This is a genomic window from Amycolatopsis orientalis, from assembly GCF_000943515.2.
GTDB lineage: Bacteria > Actinomycetota > Actinomycetes > Mycobacteriales > Pseudonocardiaceae > Amycolatopsis > Amycolatopsis orientalis.
In genome coordinates this window covers 4,261,861-4,286,743 of sequence record NZ_CP016174.1, presented here as the reverse complement: position 1 = coordinate 4,286,743, position 24,883 = coordinate 4,261,861, and the positions used below count along the sequence as shown (strand labels likewise).

Sequence of the window (24,883 nt, the reverse complement as noted above, 5' to 3'; positions counted from 1 at the left end):
ACGGCGCTGCGGGAGACCAGGGAACGCCTGCGGTCGGCCGAGGCGGCCGCCCGTGAGCCGATCGCCATCGTGGGGCTGGGGTGCCGGTTGCCCGGCGGGGCGACCGACCCGGACGGGCTGTGGCGGCTGCTCGACGAGGGCCGCGACGCGGTCACCTCGTTGCCCGCCGACCGTGGCTGGCCGCGCGGGCGCACCGGCGCCGGCGGGTTCCTCGCCGACGCGGCCTGGTTCGACGCGGGCTTCTTCGGCATCGGCCCGAACGAGGCACAGTCCATGGATCCGCAGCAGCGGCTGATGCTGGAGATCTCCTGGGAGTCGCTGGAGCGGGCGGGTATCGACCCGGCCACCTTGCGTGGCTCCCGGACCGGGGTGTTCACCGGCACCAGCGATCAGGACTACCGGGGGCTGGTCAGCGCGAACCTCGACGAATACGCCGACCACCTGGCGACCGCCACCGCGGCGAGCGTGCTGTCCGGGCGGGTCTCCTACCTGCTCGGGCTGGAAGGGCCGTCGGTCACGATCGACACGGCGTGCTCGTCTTCGCTGGTGGCACTGCATCTGGCGGTGCGGTCCCTGCGCGCCGGGGAATGCGACCTCGCCTTGGCGGGCGGCGCGGTGGTGATGTCCAAGCCCGGCGTCTTCACCGCCTTCCGGCACCAGGGCGCGCTCGCGGCGGACGGCCGGTGCAAAGCGTTCGCCGAGGCCGCGGACGGGGTCGGCTGGGGTGAAGGGGCCGGTGTGGTGGTCGTGGAACGGCTCACCGACGCCGTCGCGTCCGGCCATCCGGTGCTCGCCGTGGTGCGGGGCAGCGCGGTCAACTCCGACGGTGCCTCCAACGGGTTGACCGCGCCCAACGGGCTCGCGCAGCAGCGGGTGATCCGCGACGCGCTGGCCGACGCGGGACTGCGCGGCGAGGACGTCGACGCCGTCGAAGCGCACGGAACGGGCACCCGGCTCGGCGATCCGATCGAGGCAGCCGCCTTGCAGGCCGCGTATGGCCGCGACCGGGACACCCCGCTGGCCCTCGGCTCGATCAAATCCAACATCGGGCACACCCAGGCCGCCGCCGGGATCGCCGGGGTGCTCAAGATCGTGCTCGCGCTGCGCCATCGGACCCTGCCCAAGACCTTGCATGTGGACCGCGCGACGTCCCAAGTGGACTGGCACGGGGGCGGGGTCGAGCTGCTCACCGAGAGCCGTCCCTGGCAGGCGGCCGACGGCCGTCGCCGTCGCGCGGCGGTGTCCTCCTTCGGTATCAGCGGCACCAACGCGCACGTGATCCTCGAAGAGGCTCCGCCGCCGGAACCGGCGGAAACGCCCGCGGCGGAGCAGTTGCCGTGGGTGCTTTCGGCACGGACCGAATCCGCTTTGCGGGCGAGGGCCGGGCAGCTTCTGTCCTCTGTGGACGGCAGAGACCCGGTGGCCGTGGCGCACGCGCTGATCACCTCACGCAGCACGTTCGATCGGCGTGCCGTAATCCTCGACGCCGATCCGCGGACGGCGCTGACCGCGCTGAACCGGGGCACCGCGGTACCGGGCCTGGTCACGGGCACGGCCGAGCTGACCGGCAAGGTGGTGTTCGTCTTCCCCGGCCAAGGCGGCCAGTGGGCGGGCATGGCCGGTGACCTGCTGGAGACCTCGCCGGTGTTCAAGGAGCACCTCGAGCGCTGCGCCCGCGCGCTGGCGCCGCATCTCGACTGGGACCTGCTGGCGGTGCTGCGGCAGGAGCCGGACGCGCCATCGCTGGACCGGGTGGACGTGGTGCAGCCCGCGTTGTTCGCGGTGATGGTCTCGCTGGCCGCGCTCTGGCGCGCCAGCGGGATCGAGCCGGACGCGGTGGTGGGGCACAGCCAGGGCGAGATCGCCGCCGCCCACGTCGCGGGCGCGCTGTCGCTGGAGGACGCCGCGCTGGTGGTGGCCCGGCGGGCGAAAGCGCTGACCACGTTGTCCGGCCGCGGCGGTATGGCCTCGGTGGAACTGCCGGCCGAGCGGCTGCGGCCCAGACTGGACGAACGGCTCGCGATCGCCACGGTCAACGGGCCGGAGTCCTCGGTGGTCGCCGGGGACATCGAGGCCCTCGACCGGCTTCTGACGGAGCTGGCCGGATCCGGAGTCCAGGTGCGGCGGCTGGCGGTGGACTACGCGTCCCACTCTCCCCAGGTCGAGTCGGTCCGCGACCGGGTGCTCGCCGAACTGGCCCCGATCTCACCCCGGCCCACCCACATCCCTTTCCACTCCGCCGTGACCGCGACCGTGCTCGCCGGACCCGAGCTCGACGCGGGGTACTGGTACCGCAACCTGCGGATGCCGGTGCGTTTCGACGCGGCCGTCGCCGGGCTTCCGGTGCCGGAGCACACTTTCTTCGTCGAAGTCAGCCCGCACCCCGTCCTCGTCCACTCGGTGCTGGCGGCCGTCGGCGACCGGGCCGTCGTCACCGGGACGCTGCGCCGCGGCGAGAACGGCCGCGGCACCTTCCTCGCCGCACTCGCCGAACTTTACGTCCGCGGGCTGTGTCCGAAGTGGACCGCGTGGTCGGGCCCGGAGGCTCCCGGTTTCACCGAGCTGCCGACCTATCCCTTCGAGCGCAAAAGGTTCTGGGTCACACCGGGAGAGACGCGCGAGGGCGGGCACCCGGTCCTGGACGCGCCGGTCGACCTGGCGGGCACCGGCGAACTGGTGCTGACCGGCCGCCTCTCGGTGACTTCGTCGCCCTGGCTGGCCGATCACCGCGTACTGGACGAGGTGGTCCTTCCCGGCACCGCCTGGCTGGACTTCGCCTTGCGTGCCGGGACGGCGGCGCACTGCCCCACGGTCGAGGAACTGACCCTGGAACGGCCGCTGGTGGTGCCGGACGACGCAGCGGTCACCGTCCAGCTGCGGGTGGGCGCGCCCGACGGCACCGGACGGCGTGACCTGCGGCTGCACGCCAAAGTGGACGGTGGGAACTGGGTGCACCACGGCGGCGGGACGCTGAGCCCTGAACGGATCGAACCGGCCGAGATCGGCCCGTGGCCGCCCGCGGATGCGGAACCGGTCGCGTACCAAGGTCTTTACCCTGACCTGGTCGAGCGCGGCCTGCGCTACGGCCCCACGTTCCAGGGGTTGCGCGCGGTCTGGCGGCGTGACAAGGAAGTCTTCGCCGAAGTGGACTGCCCGGTGGACGGACGAGGCTTCGTGATCCACCCGGCGATGCTCGACTCCGCCCTGCACGCCCTCGGATTCGGTGGTCCCGCACCGGAACCGGCGACGGACGGACCGGTGCTGCCGTTCGTCTGGGCCGGGGTGAGCGCGCACGCCACCGAACCGGCGAAGCTGCGCGTACGGCTCCAAGGCGCCGCGGACGACTCGGTGCGCCTGAGCGTGACCGACGAAGCGGGCGCACCGGTGCTTTCGGTGGATTCGCTGGTGCTGCGACCGGCCGTCGCGCACCGCGAGGCCCCACGGGACGCCCTGTTCCGGAGCAGATGGGCCGAGGTGCGCACGGCGGTCAGCACGGGCTCGGAACTCGTCGTCACCGTCGGAATCGAGACCGGCCGGTTCCCGGCGTTCCCCGATCTGGACGCGCTCGAGAACGCGGTCTCCGGCGGCCTGCCCATGCCGGACGCGGTGCTCCTCGCCGTTTCCGGTGGTGCGCCGCGGGAATCGGCGCACCGCGCGCTGGCGTCGGCCCAGTGGTGGACGACGCGGCCGGAGTTCGCCGCGGCCAAGCTGGTGTTCCTCACCTCGGGCGCGGTGGCGACCCGGACCGGTGACGACGTCAGCGATCTGGGCGGCGCGGCTGTCACCGGTCTGGTGCGCTCCGCCCAGACCGAGGAGCCCGGCCGGTTCGTACTCCTGGACGCCGACGAGATCACCCCGTTGACCGTCGCGGCCGCGCTGGCCACCGACGAGCCGGAACTCGCCCTGCGCGGCGGCCGGGTGCTGGCGCGCCGCCTGGTGCGGGTCGTCCCCCCGGCCCCGGCGCCGTTCGCCGGTGTCGACGACGTCGTGCTGATCACCGGCGGCACCGGCACCCTCGGCGGGCTGCTCGCCCGGCATCTGGTCACCGCGCACGGGGTGCGGCGGCTCGTCCTGCTCAGCCGTGGTGGCCACGCGCCGGAACTGGTGACCGCGCTCGCCGAACTCGGTGCCGTCGCGACCACCGTCGCCTGCGACGTGACCGACCGGACGCGACTGACCCGCGTCCTCGCGGACCATCGGCCGACGATCGTGGTGCACGCGGCCGGGGCACTGGACGACGGCGTGATGCTGACCATGACCGCGGACCGCCTGGACACGGTCATGCGGCCGAAGGCGGACGCGGCCATCGCCCTCCACGAGCTGACGAAAGAGCTACCGCTCAAGGCGTTCGTCCTGTTCTCCTCCGCCGCCGCGACCGCGGGAACCGGGGGCCAGTCGAACTACGCCGCGGCCAACGCCGTCCTCGACGGACTGGCCCACCACCGTCGCGGCCGGGGCCTGCCGGCGATCTCGCTCGCGTGGGGCCTGTGGGCCGAGCGCAGCGACCTCACCAGCCACCTCCGAACGTCGGCGGACACGCTGTCCACCAAGGAGGCGCTCGCCCTGTTCGACGCCGCGGTGTCCCTCGCCGACCCGGTGCTGGTGCCCGCCCGCCTCACGCTGGACGACGCCGAGGACCGGCCCCTGCTGCGGGAACTCAAGGACCGGCCGGGCACCCCGGACCGGCCGCGCCCGCCGCTCGACCCGCTCGGCGGCCCGGATCGGGAGCGCGCGCTCGTCGACCTGGTGCTGGACAAGGTCGCGCTGACCCTCGGCCACGCCGACACCGCGGAACTCAACCAGCACGCCGGGTTCCTGGAGATGGGGGTGGACTCGCTGGCCGCGGTCCGCATCCGTAACCACCTGGCCGAGGCGCTGGGACGGCGGCTGCGGGCGACCGTCACCTTCGACCATCCAACCCCGGCGATGCTGGCCAGGTACCTGGCAGAGCTACTGGGCAAGGGCGAGGACGACGTGGTCCAGGACGAGGACCGCGAAGACTTCCGGCAGCGGCTCCAGCGCATCAGGGTCTCAGGCTGGGAAAGGAATCGCGCCTTCTTCGGCTCGCTGGAGGAGTTGCCGAGTCCGCCCCGCCCGGTCCGGCTGGCCAGTGGCTCCGGGCATCCGGCGCTGGTGTGCGTCCCCTCCATCACCGGTCAGGCCGAGCCGGTGCAGTACGCGCGCCTGGCCAGGGCTTTCCAGGACGAACGGGATGTCCTGGCGCTCCGGCACCCGGGTTACCGCGGCGACGGGGCCCTGCCGAAGACCCGGGATCTGCTGCTGGCGGCGCACGCCGCCAGTCTGCGTGCCGAGCTGGGAGACCGGCCTTTCGTCCTGACCGGTCTGTCCTCCGGTGGGCTCGTCGCCCACCTGCTCGCGCAGCATCTGCACGACCAGGGCACTCCTCCGGCCGGGGTGGTGGTGCTCGACAGCTATCTGCCGAGCGAATACGAGCGGCTGGTCCGCCTGCTGCCGGGTCTCGGTGACGAAATGCAGCTCCGGATGGCCGATCCGAACTATCCGGTGCCCGCCGACGACAGCTGGATCACCGCGATGCTGCACTACGGGACCTTCGACTGGACACCGGCCTACCTGCCGATCCCGGTGCTGTTCGTGCGCGCGGGCGACCCGGTGCAGGACTGGCCGCCCGACTGGGAACCGGTGTGGCCCTTCGAGCACACGGCCGTCATCACCCGGGGCAACCACTTCACCATGATGGAGGAGCACGCCCCGCATACGGCGGCGCTGATGGACGACTGGATGCGCGGCACCTTCGGCTGACCGGTCCGCCGTGAGGCCGAACTGGTGTGTCTACAATGGACAAGCGCCGTGGTGCGTGGGTCCGGTTCGCTTCAGCAGCCGGGTGGCGAGGACTTCGGTCGCGACGTCGTGGCCGATGGCGGAACCCGCCTGGTTGCTGAATTCGAAGTGCTGTCCGCCGAACACCCGCGACCGGCCCGCCTCGGCGGCGGCCGCGGAGAAACTCGGGTAAGTGCGCGCCTGGCCGCCCGGCGCGGTGTCCGTGGTGTGCGTGAAACGAACGTCGTCCGTGCAGAAGAACCCGGCCAGCACGGCCGCCGCCGCGCCGCTGTAAGAACTGTGTCCGGACGGGTATTCCGGTGATCCGCCGATGCTCCCGGCCCGCGAGGCCCAGTCCGGGTTCGGCCGCGTCCACGGGTTCCCGTCGGTGTCCGCCTCGCGGATCGCCGTGGCGGGACGCCAATGACGGTAGGTGAACTTGGTGCCCACGGTGGCGACCGTGGTGTCGGCCAGCGTCATCGTCAGCAAGGCCATGAGGCGCGCCGAGGCGGGCAGCGGCAGGCCATGGGACCTGGCCAGCGCGATCTTCACCCACTCGCCGGCGGGTTGGACGGTACCGGCGGGCACCGACCAGAACTGGAAGATGGCGAGCTTGTCGGGGGCGGGTATCGCGGCGTCGCCGAGCAGCGCGACTTCGGCGAAAGCGGCGGCATAGTCCAGGCTGTCCAAGGCAGGCGGCGGCCCCGGTACGTACACGGCGGGGTCGGCGACGGCGAAGGGACGAACGTCGCGGTACTGCACGCCGGACCACTCGGCCCGGAAGATTCCGGGACCTGAGCCGGCGGGCTGACTTCGCACCGGAGCCGAGCCGTCGTCGGCACGGGAGGCCACCACACGATCGGCGACCTCACGTCCCCAGCGCACACCCGCGTCGCGTCGATGGCCGGGACGCAGACCGGCCAGGTCGGCCTGTAGCCGCGTGTCGTAGCCCGCGGTCCGGTCGGGGTCCAGCCGGACAAGGACCGCGTGTGCCGCGGCGACGGCGGCGGCCTGGGGATCGGCGCCGCGCGGGCCGGGGCCGGGTATCAGCGCGTGGGCGCGTGCCGGGCCGGTGAGTCCGTTGACCGCGTCGTACACGGCGACGTTGAGCATCGCGTAGGTGCGGGCGGCGTCGGCGTCGGTGGCGCGGGTCGCCCGTACCGCGGCCAAGGCGAACTCGTTCCACACTCGCACGATGTCCGACCGTGGCTCGGCGGCGGCGGGTGCGCTCGACCCGGCTCCGACCAGAATGAGCACCAGGGCCAGGACGATCTTCTTCACGGCCGCACCTCCCGGGTCGCCACGGTCCCATGGTGTCGTGATTCCCGCGGCGCCGCGACGGCCACTTGGAGCGGAAGCGCTATTCCGACCAGTCGACGACGGTGATGAACTCGTCGGAGGCCACCGCGAAGCGGGTGCCGTCCGGATGCACGGCGACGGTCAGCGGCTCGTATTGCCAGCCGTACGCCAGCATGCGCTCGCCGGTCGGCAGGTGCGGCCACGCCTCGACCACGGCACCGGTGGCGGGCTCCAGGAGCTTCGGATACTCGTGGAAGCTGAGCAGGTGATCGCCGAACCGGGTCATCGTGCCGACGTGCTCGCCATAGGAGGCCTTGCTCGCCCAGCCCGCCGCTTCCATCGACCAAACGCCGAGTTCGCCGTTCGACAGCTCGGGCCGGCTGCCGGCCGTCGTGCTTATGGAGAAGACCGCCAGGCGGTCGTCGTCGAGCCAGCAGGCGGACTCAACCTCGTGGCCGACCGGTTCCGGATAGGGCTGGATCGCGTCGAGGGTGACCGGATCGGTGAGGGCGACGTCGAGATCGAAGACTTGGGCGACGCCGGCCGGATGCCAGACCCAGCCCGCGCTCAGCAGCCACCGTCCGCCGGGGCTCACCTCGAGCCGGGAGTGGTACATGTCGGTCGGGTAGACGCCGGGCTCCAAGGCGCGTGTGGTGAGCCGTTCCCCGGTCGCCGGTAGCTCGATCTCCAGCCGGTCCCGGCGTTCGGGGCAGTGGACGAGCACCTCCCGCCCGTCGGTGAGCCGCCCGAAGGTCACCGGATAGAAGAAGGCGTCCGGATCGTCGTCGTCACGGGTGAGTGCGCGGAGTTCTTCGCCTTGGTCGAGCAGGATCGCGTCGAGGCCGTACTCGGCGTAGACGACCTGGTAGCGCCCGGACGGGGACACGGCCACGCCGTTGTAGATGTCGCCGTAGCCCTGCAGCGGGGCTCCTGTTCCGGGGCGGCCGTCGGGATACCAGCTGTAGCCGCTCGCCCAGTCGACGAGACCGTTGCCTTGCCAGACCAGCGTTTGTGGTGCCTGGCCGGTGGTCGGCCATCGTTCTTCCGCTCTCATGATGCGCTGGATGATGCCAGCTCGCCGGCGGGACCGCCCCCGAATTTCCGAAGATCATTTCGAGAAGTGCGAAATAAACCATAACCATCGTCCACTGTTTCGTTGAAGTTTCGCGGAGTCGCGTATACGCTGATCCCTGCTCTGGGAGCGCTCCCATTTTGATCATCGCCGATCATCCCGAGAATGGAGGCCCATCCATGCGCAGTACCTCCAGGCCCATCGCCAGACGGCGGAGCGTCATCGTCCTGATCATCGCCACACTCGCCGGTATGTTCGCCTGGGTCCCGGCGGCTTCGGCGCACGGCACCATCGTCGGTCCGTCGACCCGCGCCTACCAGTGCTGGAAAGACTGGGGCAGCCAGCACACGAATCCCGCCATGCAGCAGCAAGATCCCATGTGCTGGCAGGCTTTCCAGGCCAACGCCGACACCATGTGGAACTGGATGAGCGCCCTGCGGGACGGACTCCACGGAAACTTCGAGGGGTCCACTCCCAACGGACAGCTCTGCAGCAACGGCCTCGCGCGCAACAACTCCCTGAACACCCCCGGCCCTTGGAAGACCACCAGTGTCGGCAGCAACTTCTCGATGCACCTGTACGACCAGGCCAGCCATGGTGCCGACTACTTCCGGGTCTACATCAGCAAGAACGGGTTCGACCCCACCACCCAGACCCTCGGCTGGGGCAACCTCGACTTCATCACGCAGACCGGTAGGTACGCCCCGGCCAAGGACATCACGTTCGACGTCCGGACCTCCGGCGCGTACCGGGGACACCACGTCGTGTTCACGATCTGGCAGGCATCACACCTCGACCAGACTTACATGTGGTGCAGTGACGTGAACTTCGGCTAGAAATCCATACGGTCGACCGGAATCCAAAAAGCCGCCCCGGTGTTCGCGACACCGGGGCGGCCTTCCGACGGGATCTTCCGTCACGGCTCGCGGCCCGCGGGTTCACGCGCCGGATCTCCGTCGAGCGGGGACGGCGAACGCCTTCAGCCCGGTGCGCCAGGCGCTGTCGAGGTCCGCGTCGGGCGGGAAACGACCGTCGAGTTCGAGGATGACCATGCCGTGCGCGAAAGCCCAGACAGCGCGCGCCCGGTCCATATCGCCGCCGACAGCACGCACGAGCGGCAGCGCTGCCGCGTCCTCGACTCCGGCGGGCAGGAGATGACGAGGGAGCGGCCCGGAATTCATCAGCCGGTAGAGATGGGGATGTTCGAGCGCGTAGGCACGATAGGCCGACGCGAGCGCGTCCAAAGAACCGGCTCGTTCCAGTTCGCTCGCCAGTTCCCGCAAGGCGAGCGCGATCACCTGCGCTTCGACCGCGCCCTTGTCCGGGAAATGCTTGTAAAGGGACGGAGCGCGAATGCCGAGCCGTTCGCCGAGTGCCCGCATGGTCAGCGCGGCGGAGCCGCCCTCGTCGATCAGCACGCGTGCCGCGTCGACGATCTGACCGGTCCGCTCAGACACGCCTGCTCCCGTCACGCTCACGGAGGCCGTAGCCGAAGGCCCGGTCGACCGCGATGTGCGTGAGCCAGCCGAGTCCCGCAGTGAACAGCGGCACCCAGTCCCCCAGGACGCCAAAGCTGTAGACGACCAGGACGGCCAACGGGATCCATGGCCGGTGCATGAGGTTGTAGTAGGGCACGGCCTTGGGCGACAGCTTGCCGCCACCGGCCGTGCCGTCACCGGCCCCGACGAACATCGACAGGTCGGGCGCGATCAGCAACAGCAGCGCGGCGGCCAGCGCCGGGCCGCCGTGGTTGATCACCTCGAGCACGATGAAGGCCAGCAAGAACACCGCGAGGGCGGCCCACGCCACCCGCTTGGCGACGTGACGAGCAGGCGAAAGAGCGACGGACATCGGAACCCCCAGAACGTGGCTAACAGCGTTAGCCTGACTGTATGGCTAACGCTGTTAGCCGTCAAGGCCGGCTCAGGAACCCGGTGGCGCGCCTCAGTTCGGTATCCGGAAGCCGCCGATCTCCTGCTCGAGCAGTTCGGCCAGTCGCAGCGGGGTGCGGTCCTCGTACATCGGCCCGATGAGCTGCACTCCCACCGGCAGGCCCTCGGGGGAAAGGCCCGTGGGTACGGCGGTGGCGGGCAGGCCGGGCATGGTGGCCAGTCCTGCCCAGACGAACTGGTCGAAGTACGGGTACTCGGCACCGTCGATGTCGATGCGCCGTTCCAGCGGATCAGGGGCGTGGTCGTGCGGGAACGCGGGCGTCGGCGTGATGGGGCAGACCACGGCGTCGAACTCGGCGAAGAGCCGCCGCCAGCCGTGGCGGTGGAGTTCGCGGCGGTGGTTCGCCTCCATCCAGTCGCGGTGGCTGAAGACCAAGGCGCGCAGCCGCGTCGCACTGAGACTCTGGTCGTCGGCGCTCAGCCCGGCGGCCTGGATCTGAAGCTGCTCATACGAGTCGATCGGGAAACGCGCGACGGAGCCCGAGATCAGCAACTGCATGTAGAGCGTCGCCGCTTCGGTCAGATCGGGCAGCAGCGGACTGTGCCGTTCGACGCGGGCGCCACCGGCGACAAGCGCGGCGGCCACCCGGTCCACGCCCGCCCGCACGGCGGACCCGGTCGGGATGAGCGGATGCTCGTCGAGGACCAGGACCCGGAAATCGCGCAGCCGCTCGTGGCGCGCGGGCGGCAGGGTCAAGGCGTACGCCATGCCGAGCGTCAGCGGGTCCGGTCCGGCCATGACGTCGAGCAGGAGCGTGAGATCGCGGGCGGTGCGCGCCATCGGGCCGGCGACGGCGAGGTCGAGCTCGGTCGGCAAGGCCGGCCCCGGCGGCGGGACCATGCCGCGGGTCGCCACCAGCCCGACCGTCGGCTTGTGCGCGTGGACGCCGCAGAAATGGGCGGGGGTGCGCAGCGAGCCGGCGAGGTCGGAACCGATGGACAGCGCGCCGAATCCGGACGCCAGTGCCGCCGCCGACCCGCCGGAGGAACCGCCCGAAGTGCGATCGCGATCCCACGGGTTGCCGGTGGTGCCATGGATTTCGTTGAAGCTCTGGATGTCCTGCAGTCCCAAGGGGACGTTGGTCTTGCCGAGCACCACCGCGCCCGCGGCCTTGAGCCGCGACACCTGTACCGCGTCCTCGGCGGGCAGGTGGTCCCGGTGCGGCGGCATGCCCCAGGTCGTCGGCAGCCCGGCGATGTCGTAGGACTCCTTGACCGTCACCGGGATACCGAGCAGCGGCCGGTCCTCACCACGCGCGAGTGCCTGGTCGGCCTGACGCGCGGCGGCCCGCGCGCGGTCGAAGTCCGGCACGCAGATCGCGTTGATCGTCTTGTCGTGCCGCTCGATCCGGGCGATCGCCTCGTCGGTCAGTTCCGCCGACGTCACCTCGCCTGCCCGCAGCGCGGCCGAAAGCCGGTGGGCCGGCTGAAAGTCCCATTCCATGAATCGACCGTAACGACCTCTTGAGCGAGCCATAAAATGCCGATTGGCGCAACGGAGGCCACCGGCCGCCTTTCGCGAAGTGCTTCGTCCACGGTGGCCGTGCGCTATAGGTTGTGCCCCATGTACGTGCCGACACCGACTGAGCGCGACCCGCACCCCCAGGCCGGGCAGCCTTGGTGGCTGATCATCGGACCCGGGTTCGCCGCGCTCATCGGCCTGTTCCTACTCACTGTCGTCTACCGCTTCGACGGCCTCTCCGCGCTGCAGGTCGAGCTGCACATGTCCAGTCAGGCCTTGCTGCTGAGTGGACTCGTCGCGTACCTCGTCGCGGCCGCGATCGCCTTCCCTGCCGGGCTTCTGCTCGGGGCCCGCTTCCCGACGTCGCTGACCGTGGCCGGGCTCGGTCTGATGCTCCTCGGCGTGCTGGCCGTCGCCTTCGTCCCCAACAGTGCCCTGCTCGTGGTCGGGCGGGTGCTCACCGGGCTCGGCGCGGGCGCGGCCATCGGCGTGACCGCCGCGCTGATCCGGCGGCTCCCCACCGGCCGCGGCCTCGCGGCCGGGGTGACCGGCGGACTCGGTGTCCTCGCCATGGTGATCGCGCCCTTCCTCGGCTCACTGCTCTCGGACGCCCTCAGCTTCCGCCTGGTGTACGTGGTGGCCGCGCTGTTCGTGTTCGCCGCGCTCGTCGTCACCGGGGTCATCGGCATCGTCGCGCTGACGAAGAAGGAAACTCGCCACACCCGCCGATACGAACAGGGCTGACGCCACCAGGATCTTCTCTCCGGCGGGTTTCTCGTCGACGGCGGGATGCACGCTGTGCAGGACCACGTGGACGTAGACGAAGACCGCGGGCGCGTACAGCGCCCACCACGCGGCTTTGCTCCACGCCTTCAGCGCGTATCCGTCCAGCGGCTTGATCGGGAGCAGTCCGAAGACGACGACCTGGACACCCGCGGCCAGCACGACACAGATCGCGAAGGCGCCCTCGTAGGCCGGTGACTTCAGCTCGGCCTCCCGCCCGGCGGCGACGACGGGCGCGAAAACCACCCAAAGCCCGATGGCGGTCACGAGGACGGCGATCCCGCCACCCAGCGTCGCACGTCCTTGCACGGCCGCCGTCTTCGGCACGCTTCCCAACGCCACGAACGTGACGACCAATCCGTACACGTAGGGCACGGGCGAGCCCAGGACACGGGACAGCGTGGCCATGACCGCGGCGACGAGGAATCCGAACCAGATCGCCCGGACGTACCCCCGCCCACGGCTCGCGGTGAGCAGGAGGTCCTTGGGTTTCTCGTATGCGGCGACGACCAGGAGCAGGGACATGGCCCCCACCGCCGCCTTCAGCAGGACGACACCCCAGTCCGTGCCGGGGCCGATCTCCGGGTCGGCCCAGACCAGCAAGGTCCCGCCGAGCGCGGCGTAGCCGAGCGTCCGCACCCAGCCGGGAACGCGCGGGATGCCCGCGTTCAGCCGTCGCCGGACGGCGCGGGTCCGCAGCAGTTCGATGATCTTGTTGACCCGGTCCGCCGGGAACGCCGTCTCCAGCAGCAGCACGATCGCGATGATCGCCGCCGATTCCGCCACGCTCACCGCCAGGGAACGCAGATCGGTCGGGACCTCGCTCGGGGTGGGGATGTCGGGAAGGCCGGGCGGGGGCGGCCGCGGGGGTTTCGGGAGTGGCGACGGGGGATCGGCCGTCTCCGTGGCCGGCCGGGTGGACGTCGTGGGGGCCGGGGCCGCCTTCCAGGTCAGCTCGAAGGTGGTCAGGCCGGGCGCGGCGGGCAGCCTCATCGTCCCGGCGGGATAGGTGGTCCCGGCACAGCGGAACTCCACGGCGCGGAGGCCGCCGGGCAGCCCGGACGGGATGAACGCGTGCAGGTCGATGAACTCCCACCCGGCCGCTCCCCCGCGCCCCTGCCGTGCTTCGTCCAGCCAGGTCTCCAGTCTCCTGCCCCCGATGCTGATCAGGCCGGAGCGGCAAGCCGCCGGATAGCCGTGCAGGTGCACGGTGACCTCGGGCTTGCCCGAGGGCCGGTCGCCGCCGGGCGAAGGCGTGGGCTGCGGCGTGATCGTGTCCGTCTTCGGCAGGACGACGATGCTGACGGTCGCCTCGGCCGCGTCGTTCTGCGGGTCCACCGCCCGATAGCCGAACGAGTCCGTTCCGGTGAAGCCGGACGGTGGCGCGTAGTCGAAGGAGCCGTCCGGCCGCAGGACGACCCGGCCGCCTCGCGCGGTGAAACCGTTGCCCGCCTTGGCTTCCGCCGTCATCGGCTCCCCCGCGGGATGGGTGTCCCCGGTCAGCACACCGGGCGCGGGGACCTTCAGCAGCACACCCGAGGTCGCCTGGTAGCCGTCGTCCCGCGGATGCGGACCGAGCCGCACCCCCACGGACACCGCCGCGGTGGCGCTCCGGTTCCCCGCCGTGTCGACGATCCGGTAACTCCAGCGCGCGGTCAGCGAAGACCCCCTTCGCCAGCGGAACCCGACCGGCCGTGTCGTCGGCTCGACCACGCCGTCGGTCGGGCCGGACACCAGCTCGACCGCGCGGACTGCCGTACCGCGCGGGGTGTCGTTGGCCAGGACGTCGACCGTGAACCAGCCGTTGACCGCCTGGCCGCTGGAGAAGACGAAGTTGTCGTCCACCGCCGACGGCGGCGCCGCGGCCAGGGTCAGGAAGACGCCGAGCCCGGCGACGAGCAGCACGAGGGCGCGTTTCATGGGCCCGTCAGAAGTTCCAGATCCGGACGGTGAGATCCCACCGCCCGCTGTTGTCGACGGTCCGGTCGTCGTTCTGTGCCAGCCACAGCCAGGTCTGCGGCCCGCGGTAGACCACGCACCCGCTGTCGGTCCCGGCCGGGAACGCGGCGCCGGTCGAGTTGAAGAAACCGTAGAGGCCGTACGCCGGCGCCGAAATCCCGCCCCAGAACGTCCTCGCCCGCTCGGTCGGATGGCCCGCCGGGGAGAAGGACGGGCCCCACGGCCAGGAGTCGATCTTGATCGAACCGCTCGCCAGGATCCGCACGACATCCCCGTCCTGGAGCGGGATGCCCGGTCCGATGACCGTCCGGTCCTGGTAGCCGAAGCTCACCGGCTGACCGTTCACGATGGTCAGGGCCGTGTCACGGATGGAGCCGATCTGGTTGTTCCGGCACAGCCGCTGGGACAGCTCCGTGCCCGCCTGAGCCGGCGCCGCCAGGCACAGGGCGAGGGTGGCCACACCGGCCGCGATCAGGGCGGTGGACCGGATTCCGGTCATGGTCGGTGAACTCCCGTCGTGACGTCGTTTCCTCGGTGTACTCCGAGAATCGGGCCACTCACCCGGTCACGTCGAAGTCGTGGTGACTATGCGCCGATCGGCCGGGGCTATAACGGCAGCTCCGCCGCGACCTTCGCCGCCAGCTCGCAGAACAACCGGGGCAGCGCGCGGCGGTCGTCCCGCCGCCGGGCGACGCCGGTGGACGAGCAAGGACCGTCGCGCAGCTCCAAGGCGCGGAATCCGTGCACGGCGGCCGTCTTGACGTACAGGAACGGGGCCGGGCAGACCACCTCATTCAGGACGACGGACAGCGCCAGCTCCGTCACCGTGGTGACCGGCTCCCCCACCGCCTTCGGATACTCGCCATTGCGCGCTTCGGGCATCAGCCACCACCGCTTCATGGACTCGGGCACCGCGTCCCCCACGTTCGGCATCGGTTCCTCGAGCACGTCGGCGACGTCGACGGAATCGAGTTCCCACAACGGGTGCCCGACCGGGACCGCCAGGCCGCAGGGTTCGTCGATGATGGGCTCCCACAGCACGCGCTCGGCGTCCACCGGCAGCCGCACCAGCGAGACGTCGACCTCGTCTTCGAGCAGCGGGCGTTCCGGATCGGGCAGGGTGGTCTCCTGCCACGTCAGCCGCACATGCGGGTACGCCGCGGAGAACGCGCTCGCGATCGGCACGTGCACCGCCCGCGGGATCGGCGGGCTCCCCCCGACCCGCAGCACGCTCGGCTCGGCCGCGGCGCGTCTCGTCGCGCGGGCGGCCTCGTCCACCATCCGCAGCACCGCCTCGGCGTGCGCGTAGAAGACCTCTCCGGCGGCGGTCATCCGGACCCCGTCCGGGGCGCGCAGCAACAACGGCACGCCGAGTTCCCGCTCCAGCGCGCGGATCTGCTGGCTCAAGGTCGGCTGGGAGACGTACAGCATGGCCGCGGCCTTGGTGAACCCACCCTGTTCGGCGACGGCCGTGAAATACCGGAAATGACGCAGCTCCATGAATCCCCTCCCGCGTTCCGCCCGCGTTTCCGCGGACGCGTCAACGATTCCGCATCGAGGCCGCGCGAGGACACGTCCAGGAGGATGAAGTCGTCAGGAAAGTTCGGCCGGTGAGTATTTTTCGTAATGCAGTACGGCGTCGAGCGGGAGCCGTTCCCGCCAGCCGTGCCGTTCCAGGTCGGGGACGTTCGGCAGCTCTCGCACCGGTCCGACGCACAACCACGCCACCGGGCGGATGTTTTCCGGCAGACCGACCAATTCGCGCAGGAATTCTTCGCGGTAGAAGCTGACCCAGCCGACACCGAGTCCTTCGGCGGTCGCCGCCAGCCAAAGATTCTGAATGGCCAGGCACACCGAGTACAAACCGGCGTCGGCGATCGCGTGCCTGCCCAGTACCGCGGGCGCCCCGCGTGACGGGTCGTAGCCGACCACGATGCCCACCGAAGAATCCACGATTCCTTCGATCTTGATAGGCGCGAAAATCCGGGCTCGTTCGGCGTCCAGCCGCCCTTCGAATACCGCGCGTTCGTCCAGCACGTGTTCCCGGAACTTCTTGCGAAGATCCATATCGGACACCACGACGAAATCCCAGGGCTGCGACAGGCCGACACTCGGTGCCGCGTGCGCGGCGCTCAGCACGCGGCGCAGGACCTCCGCCGGGATCGGCTCTCCGGTGAATTCACCCCTCGTGTCCCGGCGCCGGAAGATGGTCTCGTACACCGAACGGTCACCTGTCTCACTCGTCATGGCTAGATCGTGCCCCGGCTCGCCGGGATTCCCTCTGCCGGACGCCGCGCTGGATCGAGATCACATCTACTTAGTAGTTAGTAACTGGTAACTTACTGGCATGGCGGAACGGACGAGGAGCGAGGTCTCGGGACGGCTCGGCACCGCCCTGATCTGCACGGCGCTGGCGGGAGCGGTGATCGGCAGCGTCGGGGCGCCCCTCATCACCCCGGTCGCCACCGGGATGGACGTCTCGCTCGACGCCGCGCAGTGGACCTTGACGGTGACCCTGTTCAGCGGCGCGATCGCGGGCCCGGTCCTCGGCAGGCTCTGCAGCGGCCCGTACCGCCGTGTCACGATCCTCACCACGCTGGCCCTGGTCATGGCGGGCGGACTGCTGACGGTGCTCCCCCTCCCGTTCGCGGCGTTGCTGATCGGACGCGCCCTGCAGGGGCTCGCGGTCGCGGGCGGGGCGCTGTTGATGAGTGTCGCCCGCGCACATCTGCCGCCCGATCGCTCGGCCTCGACGATCGCCACGCTGTCGGTCGCGTCCACGGTCGGCATCGGGTTCGGCTACCCGGCGATCAGCCTTCTCGACCAGCTCGCGGGCCTGCGCGCCGCGTATGGGCTCGGTTTCCTGCTGTCCGCCGTGGCGCTGGTCATCGCCTGGCGGACGCTGCCCGCCGAGGCGCCCGGTGAGGTGCCCCGGATCGACGTCGCCGGGGCGCTGCTGCTGGCCCTGGGCACCCTCGGGGTCCTCCTGGTCATCGCCGAACCCGGGATCTGGGCGACCGGGTGGCCCGCCTGCGGCGTCCTCGCCGGTTCCGCCGTGGTCCTGGCCTTGTGGGCGTTCATCGAACTGCGCGCCAAGGCGCCGCTGGTGGACCTCCGGCTGCTCGGCCACGGCCCGGTCCTGCGCGCGAACCTGGCGGTGCTCGTGGCCGGTGCGGGGTTGTATCTGCTCTTCAGCGTGTTCACCCGCTATGTGCAGACCCCCGCCGTCGCCCGCTACGGATTCGCGCTTCCCGGTGTCGCCGCGGGTGCCGCCCTGATCCCGTTCTCGGTGCTCGGCTTCGTCGCGGGGAGAGCGATTCCGCGCCTCATCGCCCGCGTCACCGAACGCTGGACGTACACGATCGCGATCGTGATCGCCGTCGCCGCCGCACTGCTGTTCGCCGTCGGCAACCGGTCCCTTCTCGCCACCCTCGCCGCGATCGCGCTACTCGGCTTCGCCGTCGGGGGTGTCTTCGCGGTAATGCCGAAGCTCGTGCTTCCCGTTGTGCCCCAAGGGGAAACGGCCAGTGTGCTCTCGATCAACCAGATCGCCCGCAGCATCGGGATGAGCGTCGGGAGCGCGCTCGCCGGCTTCCTGCTCTCCGCCGCCACACCGGAGGGAAGCCTGTTCCCCACCCAGGACGGTTACGTCGCCGCCGCGCTGTGGGCACTACCCTCACTCGTCGGCAGCGGGCTCGTCATCGCGACCGGCCGATCCGCCCCCTGACCGAGCGAGGAGGGTGAACAACGATGCCGAAAGGTCGCCGCCCCGGCCCCACGGGCTCCGTGATCGGTCGCGCGTTCCGGGTGCTGGACGCGTTCAGCGCGGGGCGGCCGACGCTGAGCCTCAGTGAGATCGCCCGCCGGGCGGAGCTGCCACTGTCCACTGTGCACCGTCTGCTCACCGAGCTGAACGCGTGGGGAGCGGTCGAACGGGGCGAGGACGGGCTGTTCCGGATCGGTCTCCGGCTCTGGGAGTTCGGCTCGCTGGCGCCACGCGGACAGGGCCTGCGGGAGCGCGCCCTGCCTTTCCTCGAAGACCTTTCCCAGATCACCAAGGAGAACGTGCAACTCGCCGTACGGGAGGGCGCCGAGGTCGTCTTCATCGAACGTATCGCCGGTTCCGGGGCGGTGCCCGTGCTCACCCGGGTCGGCGGCCGGTTCGCGCTCACCGCGACCGGCGTCGGCCTGGTCCTGCTCGCGCACGCCCCGGCGGAGGTACAGGACGAGGTCCTCGGCGGCCCGATCGAGCGCTACCCCCGCCGGACCGTCACCGATCCGGCGGACCTGCGGCGGATGCTCGCCGACGTCCGCGCCAACGGTTTCGCGGTCAGCGACCGGCAGGTCACCATGGACGCCCTCTCGGTCGCCGCGCCGATCGACGACGGCCGCGGGCGGGTCGTCGCCGCGGTGTCCCTCGTCGTCCACCACGGCGGCACCCAGCCGCACGCGCTGGCGCCGCTGGTGCGCACCAGCGCGCGGGCGATCTCCCGGGCCCTGCATCCGCCGATCTGACCGCGACGCCCTCGGCGAAAGTCTTCCATCTTTTGGAAAGGCTGTTCGGCGCGACCGGTCGTCCCCGTCAGGCTGGATCACAGTTTCCGGCCGGCCTCAAGGACGAGGGGACATCGACCATGACCACCACCATCCCGCGAGACCAGTGGTACGTCGCCGCGTACGGCTCCGAGATCGGGCAAAAGCTGTTCTCCCGCACGATCTGTGGTGAGCCCATCCTCTTCTGGCGCACCCGCGCCGGCGAGGTCACGGCGATGTCCGATCGCTGTGTGCACCGGCGTTTCCCGCTCTCGCAAGCCCCTTCCCGGCTCGTGGACGACCAGGTGATCTGCGGCTACCACGGGTTCACCTACGGCTCCGACGGCAACTGCGTCTTCGTGCCGGGCCAGCACCGCGTCCCGCGCACCGCCCGGCTGCGGTCGTATCCCCTGGCCGAGCAGGATTCCCTGATCTGGGTCTTCATCGGCGACCCGGCCAAGGCGGACACCTCGCGCATCCCGCGAGCGCCTTATCTCGCTTCGCCGGACTACACCACCGTCCGCGGCATGGAGCCGCTGAAGGCGCGCTATTCGCTGCTGGTCGACAATCTTCTCGACCTGTCGCACGAGACGTACTTGCACGGCGGGTACATCGGCACCCCCGAGGTGGCGGCGACGCCGATCACGACGGAGGTCGACGAGGACGCCGGGATCGTCTACGTCTCACGCCATATGGACGACGCCGAATGCCCGCCGTTCTACGCGAAATCGACCGGGCTGCGGGGCAGGATCGCGCGCTGGCAGGACATCGAGTACCCCCCGCCGTGCCTGTACAAGCTGCACAGCCGCATCGCGGCGCCCGGTTCGGTCCCCCGTCCCGACGGGAGCGACCCGGACGCCTTCCACGTCGAGGTGGTGTACGCGATCACCCCGGAGACCGAGCACACCACCCATGATTTCTGGGCCGTCGCCCGTGACTTCGCGCTCGGCGACGACGAGGTGTCGGAATTCCTCGCGGAGAACAACCGCACCGTGGTGCTTCAGGACGTCGTGGCGCTCGATGTCCTGGAGAAGGTCATCGCGTCCGAGGCCGAGGGATATCAGGAACTGTCGATCAACATCGACACCGGCGGACTGGCGGCGAGGCGGATGCTCCAGCGCATGGTGGCACCATGACCGGCCGCCCGATGCTCTCCGGCGGCCGCGTCCACCGCGTTCACTGGGTGCTGGGCACGGACCGGCTGCGGGCGGTCTGCCACTGCTCCGCCGAGCGGGAGTTCGACGATCCCGTCGCACTGTGGGAATGGCTGCACACCCATCCCGCCGGGCATGACACGACGCCGGAAAGCGGACGTTCCCGATGAAGACCGCACCCCACACCGAACATGAACTCGACGTGGTGCTCGACCGCAAGGAAACGCTCGCCGACGACGTCGTCCGGCTGACCTTGCGGCATCCGGACGGGCTCCCGCTGCCCGCCTGGGAGCCGGGCGCGCACCTCGACCTCGTCCTCGACAATGGGCTCACCCGCCAGTACTCGCTGTGCGGCGATCCGCGCGATTCGTCGGTGCTTCAAGTGGCCGTGCTCCGCGAGGAGGACGGGCGCGGCGGATCGCGGTATGTGCACGACGGCCTTCCCGAAGGACGACGGCTGCGGATCCGCGGCCCCCGCAATCATTTCCCGTTGGTGGAGGCCAAAAGCCTCCTGTTCATCGCGGGCGGGATCGGGATCACGCCGATCCTGCCGATGATCGAGCGGGTGGCCGCGTCCGGCGGCGAATGGCGCCTCGTCTACGGCGGCCGGACCCGCTCCTCCATGGCCTTCCGCGAAGAACTCGAAACGCGCTACCCCGGCCGTGTCGAGATCCAGCCGCAGGACGAGCGGGGACTGCTCGACCTACCCGCCCTGCTCGCCGAAGACGAGACCGACGCCGACACCGCGATCTACTGCTGCGGACCGGAAGGGCTCCTCGCCGCCGTCGAAGAACTCTGCGCGAAACGACCGTCCGGGTCCGTGCACGTCGAACGCTTCGCGCCGAAGGAGGGCACCGACGGCGGCCCTCGCGCGGCCTTCGAAGTCGAGCTGGCGCGGACCGGCACGGTACTCGAGGTTCCCGCCGTCCGCTCGATCCTCGACGTGGTCGAGGAATCCGGGGGGTCCGTGCTGTCCTCGTGCCGGGAAGGCACCTGCGGCACGTGTGAGACGGCGGTGCTGTCCGGAACGCCGGATCACCGCGACTCGCTGCTCACCGACGAGGAACGGGACGCGGGCGACACGATGATGATCTGCGTGTCCCGCTCGCGCACACCCCGGCTGGTCCTCGACCTCTGACCGCGATGATCGCCGGAGTGTTATGAACGGGACTTTCATAACGAATTTTGTTATGAAAGTCCCGTTCATAACAACTCACGCGCCCTCAGGGCTCAGACCGGGATGTCGCCCGACGTCCCCCATTGGGTGGTGAACAGGTTGAGCCCGTACCAGGTCCCGTTGGACGGGCGCCACACCACGAAGTCCGCCCTCGGGTCGCCGCCGAAGTTGCCGGCCAGGGGAACGTCTCCCGCGACGCCCCACTGCTGGGTCGCGATACCGAGTACGTACCAGACGCCGTTGCCAGGGCGCCAGACGGCGAAGTCGGCGCGTCCGTCGGCGTTGAAATCGCCCGCCACCGGAATGTCGCCCGCGGTACCCCATTGCTGGGTCGCGATTCCCCGCACGTACCAGACACCGTCACTGGGGCGCCAAACAGTGAAGTCGGCGCTTCCGTCCGCGTTGAAATCACCCGCCACCGGTACGTCGCCGGCCGTACCCCACTGCACAGTGGCTATTCCGAGCACGTACCAGGTCCCGTTGGACGGGCGCCACACGGTGAAATCCGAGCGGCCGTCGCCGTTGAAATCGCCGGTCAGCGGAACGTCGCCGGACGTCCCCCATTGCTGGGTCACCACCGCGCCGGTGCTGCTCTGGATGATGTACCAGACGCCGTTGCCCGGGCGCCACACGGCGAAGTCGGCGCGGTGGTCGCCGTCGTAGTCCGCGGCGACCGGGACGTCACCCGAGACACCCCATTGCTGCGTGAGCACACTTCCGTTGCTGCTGCGGATCACGTACCAGACGCCGTTGCCCGGGCGCCACACCGCCTTGTCGGCGAACCCGTCACCGTCGAAGTCCGCAGCGGGTTTCTGCGACGCGGGCGAGGCGGTGATCCCGACGTCACCGTCGTCCGCGTTCGCGACCGGTGACATGACGATCAGACCCGCGAGCAGGCCAGCCATCGCCGTCCCCAGCCGAATGGTTCTTCGCATTTGCCGGAACCTTTCCATTCGATGGACGCACTCTTCCCAGTTCGGCCGTCTTGACCGAGGATAAGAACCGGGAGGCCAGCAGTCTGGCACCGAAAAGCCGCCATTGTCAGCAAGGGTTCCGTCCAGTGGACCGTGCGAGGGGATTTCAATGGACACCAAGAAAAGACCGAGAAGCGTGCTCGAAGGCGCTTTCACCCTATTGGATGCCTTGGTACGACATCAAGGTGAAGCGGGATTGACCCAGCTGGCGAATTCCTGCTCATTACCGAAATCGACGGCACACCGGCTACTCGAGCAATTGACCGAGCTGGAGGTTGTCAACCGCAGCGAGAACCGCTATCGCGTCGGCGTGCGCGCATTCCGGCTCGGCCAGTCGTGGCAGCCCTACCCGCGGCTGCTGGAACTCGCCTGCAGCCGTCTTCCGCGGCTGGCCGCGGCCACACGTGCGAGTTCGGTCCTCGCGGTGCCCTGTGACGGCCATATCCTCATCGCCGCGGCCAGTCTCACCCGTCCGGAGCACGAACTCCTTCTGCGGCCCGGATCCACCGTGCCTCAGCACATCGGCCGCTTCTCCCCCGGCTGGCAGGCCGCGCACGGCCTTGTCGTCACCGAAGCGCCCATCAGGGTGCCGACCGGCGAGACGGTCGGCTCGATCGCGGCCGCCGCGCCTCGCTCGTCCGCCGCACTGACCGAGGCCGTCGCCCACACGGCCCGCGCCCTCGGCGCGGCACTGGTGACCCAGTCCGTAGCGGGCCCTTGAAAGAAGGGGCTGAAGGGCGCCTTCAGCCCCTTCCCTGGAGGTGAGGATCGTGACCTATTCGGACGAACGGGTTCAGCGGGGACACCATCAGGTGATCCACTCTTTCCCACCGCGGACCCGGGTTTCCCGAATGGAGGTACGAGCGTCGCGGAGTGTCGTGTTTCGCTCGACGAATCAGGGACGGTAAATCGGGCAACCTCCACTCACACGAGTGAGCAATTCCCGAAAACCCCGCCGCCACTGAGCCGGAAAGGCGAATCGTCGGCGCTACTCCAATGGCGGAATCGGCGGGTATCCCTTTGTCGTAACGTCGAATGAGGAGCACCTCTCCAGTACACATCCCGCACCGAATTCCGCGATCCATGGAGGTTTTCGTGATCCGACGTCCCTTGCGCATCATGACCGCATTGGCCGGCGCCGCCGCGGCCGTCACCGCCTTCGCGGTCCCGGCCTCGGCCGCGGCACCCGCGCTGAACGAAGCCGCTGGCCCGGCCGCGCTGGCCGCCGCGCGAGAGCATTTCGGCGGCTCGCTCGGCGCCGCGTTCGCCGGCTCCTGGCTGGACACGACGACCGGCGCGCTGGTCGTCGGCACCACCGACGCGAGCGGTTCCGCCCGGATCCGCGCCGCGGGCGCGGTGCCGAAGGTGGTGCGGCACAACCTCGCCGAACTGAAGCGAATCCAGTCCATATTGGACGGTAAAACCGGTGGCCTGCCCGCTTCGGTCGCCGGCTGGTACGTCGACCTGCCCACGAACGAGGTCGTGGTCAGCGTGGTGGGCGGCGACCCCGCCGGGCGGGCCTGGGCGGCGGCCGCCGGGGTCCCGGTCCGGGTGGACCAGGTGAAGAGCGCGCCGCGCCCGCTGTGGGCGGTGGTCGGCGGGCAGGGTCTCTATTTCAACGGCGGTGCCTGTTCCGTCGGATTCAACGCCTACGACGATGACGACCACTACGTGATCACCGCAGGTCACTGCACCGAACTCGGCGGCACGGTACGCGGTGTCGGCGGAACGATCGGCACCGTCGCGAGATCGTCCTTCCCCGGCAACGACTACGGGACCGTCAGGGTGACCCACTCGGACGTCTCCACCCCGCCCCGGGTCGACCGGTACGGGGACGGTTCGGACGTGCGGATCGAAGGCGCCGACGTGGTCGGGGTCGGTGGCCGGATCTGCCGGTCCGGGATCACCACCCACTGGCAGTGCGGCCGGGTCGAGGCCCTGGACCAGACCGTGAACTACGGCAACGGGAACATCGTCAAGGGCCTCACCCAGACCGACGCCTGCGCCGAACCGGGCGACTCCGGCGGTTCGTTCGTCAGCCGGCCCACCTCGGGTTCCGGCACGAAACTGGTGCAGGCACAGGGGATGACGTCGGGCGGTTCGGGTGACTGCGAGGACGGCGGCACCACCTTCTTCCAGCCCGTCAAGGAGGTGCTCAACCGCTACGACCTGACGCTCGAAAAAGACTGATCCCCGGCGGGGGCGGCCGAATTCCCCGGCCGCCCCCGCCGTCACGGGCAAGAGGCGGCGGTCTGCCTGTCGAGGAATTCCGTGACCTCGTCGGCGAGGTCGCGGGCCTCGCGGACCAGCAGCTCGATCTCGGCCCACCGACGGCGGACCCGCTCGTCGTCGGCGACCAGCGTGCCGGAAACCATGCTCAGGAACAGATCCGTGTCCACCGCGACTTCGGCGAGCCGCAGGAAAGGACGGTGGTCCTCTTCGGACCCCGTTCCGCGCGCGGCCGCCCATTCACGGGCCCGCATCCCGGCGTCGTGGCAGGCGTCGACGAGGAAGGACCTGATCTCGTCGGGCCGGTTCCCCGGCCGCGCGGGTGGCCTGCCCATCAGCGGGAAAATGTTCCACGCCACCGAGAGCAGGCAGTCGGCCACGTCATCCATCGACTCCACGTCCACCGCGGGGAGTGTTCCGGCCCCTGCCCGCGACCGGCCGGAATGACTCGCGCGAACGGCGGGATAGACCCGATCGGGTCATGGCGGGC

Annotated in this window: 19 protein-coding genes and 2 pseudogenes; 10 read left to right on the top strand and 11 right to left on the bottom strand. The window is 70.2% G+C overall.

Going from position 1 to position 24,883, the window contains the following annotated elements; translation table 11 throughout:
* Positions 1-33: 33 nt before the first annotated feature.
* Positions 34-5,781: pseudogene (locus SD37_RS18700) on the top strand (SDR family NAD(P)-dependent oxidoreductase); the annotation flags it as partial.
* Positions 5,782-5,811: 30 nt separating this feature from the next.
* Here the strand turns inward: SD37_RS18700 and SD37_RS18695 are convergent.
* Together SD37_RS18695 and SD37_RS18690 are read right to left on the bottom strand one after the other, a co-directional pair.
* On the bottom strand, positions 5,812-7,080 hold the full coding sequence (locus SD37_RS18695) for a vanadium-dependent haloperoxidase (RefSeq protein ID WP_044853116.1): 1,269 nt from the start codon (positions 7,078-7,080) through the stop codon (positions 5,812-5,814).
* A gap of 79 nt (positions 7,081-7,159) precedes the next feature.
* Positions 7,160-8,152: a WD40 repeat domain-containing protein gene (locus SD37_RS18690; RefSeq protein ID WP_044853115.1), complete on the bottom strand. Its 993-nt coding sequence runs from the start codon at positions 8,150-8,152 to the stop codon at positions 7,160-7,162.
* A 197-nt stretch (positions 8,153-8,349) separates the two neighbouring features.
* Here SD37_RS18690 and SD37_RS18685 point away from each other — a divergent pair, with 197 nt between their 5' ends.
* Positions 8,350-9,006 (top strand): lytic polysaccharide monooxygenase auxiliary activity family 9 protein, encoded by a 657-nt coding sequence (locus SD37_RS18685; RefSeq protein WP_044853114.1) that lies wholly within the window; start codon positions 8,350-8,352, stop codon positions 9,004-9,006.
* A gap of 102 nt (positions 9,007-9,108) precedes the next feature.
* Here the strand turns inward: SD37_RS18685 and SD37_RS18680 are convergent, their stop codons facing one another.
* From SD37_RS18680 to SD37_RS18670, 3 genes are all read right to left on the bottom strand, one after another.
* On the bottom strand, positions 9,109-9,627 hold the full coding sequence (locus tag SD37_RS18680) for a TetR/AcrR family transcriptional regulator (protein ID WP_083255009.1): 519 nt from the start codon (positions 9,625-9,627) through the stop codon (positions 9,109-9,111).
* A complete protein-coding gene (locus SD37_RS18675; protein ID WP_044853112.1) occupies positions 9,620-10,021 on the bottom strand; it encodes a DUF4260 family protein in 402 nt (133 codons plus the stop codon). The genes SD37_RS18680 and SD37_RS18675 overlap by 8 nt, the downstream gene beginning before the upstream one ends.
* 93 nt (positions 10,022-10,114) lie before the next feature.
* A complete protein-coding gene (locus SD37_RS18670) occupies positions 10,115-11,566 on the bottom strand; it encodes an amidase (protein ID WP_044853111.1) in 1,452 nt (483 codons plus the stop codon).
* A 120-nt stretch (positions 11,567-11,686) separates the two neighbouring features.
* On the opposite strand from SD37_RS18670, the gene SD37_RS42050 reads away from it, so the two are divergent.
* Complete coding sequence (locus tag SD37_RS42050; RefSeq protein ID WP_083255008.1) at positions 11,687-12,328, top strand: MFS transporter; 642 nt, start codon at positions 11,687-11,689, stop codon at positions 12,326-12,328.
* 15 nt (positions 12,329-12,343) lie between these two features.
* Here the strand turns inward: SD37_RS42050 and SD37_RS44215 are convergent.
* From SD37_RS44215 to bluB, 4 genes and pseudogenes are all read right to left on the bottom strand, one after another.
* A pseudogene (locus SD37_RS44215) lies at positions 12,344-14,287 on the bottom strand (FGLLP motif-containing membrane protein); the annotation flags it as partial.
* A gap of 7 nt (positions 14,288-14,294) precedes the next feature.
* Positions 14,295-14,825 carry a hypothetical protein gene (locus SD37_RS18655; RefSeq protein ID WP_044853108.1) on the bottom strand — a complete coding sequence of 177 codons (531 nt, stop codon included), beginning with the start codon at positions 14,823-14,825 and terminating at the stop codon, positions 14,295-14,297.
* 107 nt (positions 14,826-14,932) lie between these two features.
* Positions 14,933-15,826 carry a LysR family transcriptional regulator gene (locus tag SD37_RS18650; protein WP_065912883.1) on the bottom strand — a complete coding sequence of 298 codons (894 nt, stop codon included), beginning with the start codon at positions 15,824-15,826 and terminating at the stop codon, positions 14,933-14,935.
* Between the two features lie 93 nt (positions 15,827-15,919).
* A complete protein-coding gene (gene bluB / locus SD37_RS18645; protein ID WP_044853107.1) occupies positions 15,920-16,573 on the bottom strand; it encodes a 5,6-dimethylbenzimidazole synthase in 654 nt (217 codons plus the stop codon).
* 100 nt (positions 16,574-16,673) lie between these two features.
* Here bluB and SD37_RS18640 point away from each other — a divergent pair, with 100 nt between their 5' ends.
* The 5 genes from SD37_RS18640 to SD37_RS18620 all read left to right on the top strand — a co-directional run bounded on the left by SD37_RS18640 (position 16,674) and on the right by SD37_RS18620 (position 21,151).
* Entirely contained in the window at positions 16,674-18,053 is a 1,380-nt protein-coding gene (locus tag SD37_RS18640; RefSeq protein WP_044853106.1) for an MFS transporter, read from the top strand.
* Positions 18,054-18,076: 23 nt separating this feature from the next.
* Positions 18,077-18,841: an IclR family transcriptional regulator gene (locus tag SD37_RS18635; protein WP_083255007.1), complete on the top strand. Its 765-nt coding sequence runs from the start codon at positions 18,077-18,079 to the stop codon at positions 18,839-18,841.
* 119 nt (positions 18,842-18,960) lie between these two features.
* Entirely contained in the window at positions 18,961-19,995 is a 1,035-nt protein-coding gene (locus tag SD37_RS18630) for an aromatic ring-hydroxylating dioxygenase subunit alpha (protein ID WP_065912882.1), read from the top strand.
* On the top strand, positions 19,992-20,183 hold the full coding sequence (locus SD37_RS18625) for a hypothetical protein (protein WP_044853104.1): 192 nt from the start codon (positions 19,992-19,994) through the stop codon (positions 20,181-20,183). Before SD37_RS18630 ends, SD37_RS18625 begins: the two co-directional genes overlap by 4 nt.
* The gene (locus SD37_RS18620; RefSeq protein WP_065912881.1) at positions 20,180-21,151 is read left to right on the top strand and encodes a PDR/VanB family oxidoreductase; all 972 of its coding nucleotides are present in this window, start codon (positions 20,180-20,182) and stop codon (positions 21,149-21,151) included. The genes SD37_RS18625 and SD37_RS18620 overlap by 4 nt, the downstream gene beginning before the upstream one ends.
* Before the next feature lie 92 nt (positions 21,152-21,243).
* On the opposite strand, the gene SD37_RS18615 is transcribed toward SD37_RS18620, so the two are convergent.
* Positions 21,244-22,125, bottom strand: coding sequence for an FG-GAP-like repeat-containing protein (locus tag SD37_RS18615; RefSeq protein WP_044853102.1), 882 nt, complete (start codon positions 22,123-22,125; stop codon positions 21,244-21,246).
* Positions 22,126-22,273: 148 nt separating this feature from the next.
* Between SD37_RS18615 and SD37_RS18610 the strand changes: the two genes are divergently transcribed.
* Both SD37_RS18610 and SD37_RS18605 read left to right on the top strand, forming a co-directional pair.
* Positions 22,274-22,885: a helix-turn-helix domain-containing protein gene (locus tag SD37_RS18610; RefSeq protein ID WP_083255006.1), complete on the top strand. Its 612-nt coding sequence runs from the start codon at positions 22,274-22,276 to the stop codon at positions 22,883-22,885.
* A 374-nt stretch (positions 22,886-23,259) separates the two neighbouring features.
* Positions 23,260-24,354: a S1 family peptidase gene (locus SD37_RS18605; RefSeq protein ID WP_044853454.1), complete on the top strand. Its 1,095-nt coding sequence runs from the start codon at positions 23,260-23,262 to the stop codon at positions 24,352-24,354.
* A gap of 41 nt (positions 24,355-24,395) precedes the next feature.
* On the opposite strand, the gene SD37_RS18600 is transcribed toward SD37_RS18605, so the two are convergent.
* Positions 24,396-24,782 (bottom strand): hypothetical protein, encoded by a 387-nt coding sequence (locus tag SD37_RS18600; protein WP_044853453.1) that lies wholly within the window; start codon positions 24,780-24,782, stop codon positions 24,396-24,398.
* Between the last annotated feature and the right edge of the window lie 101 nt (positions 24,783-24,883).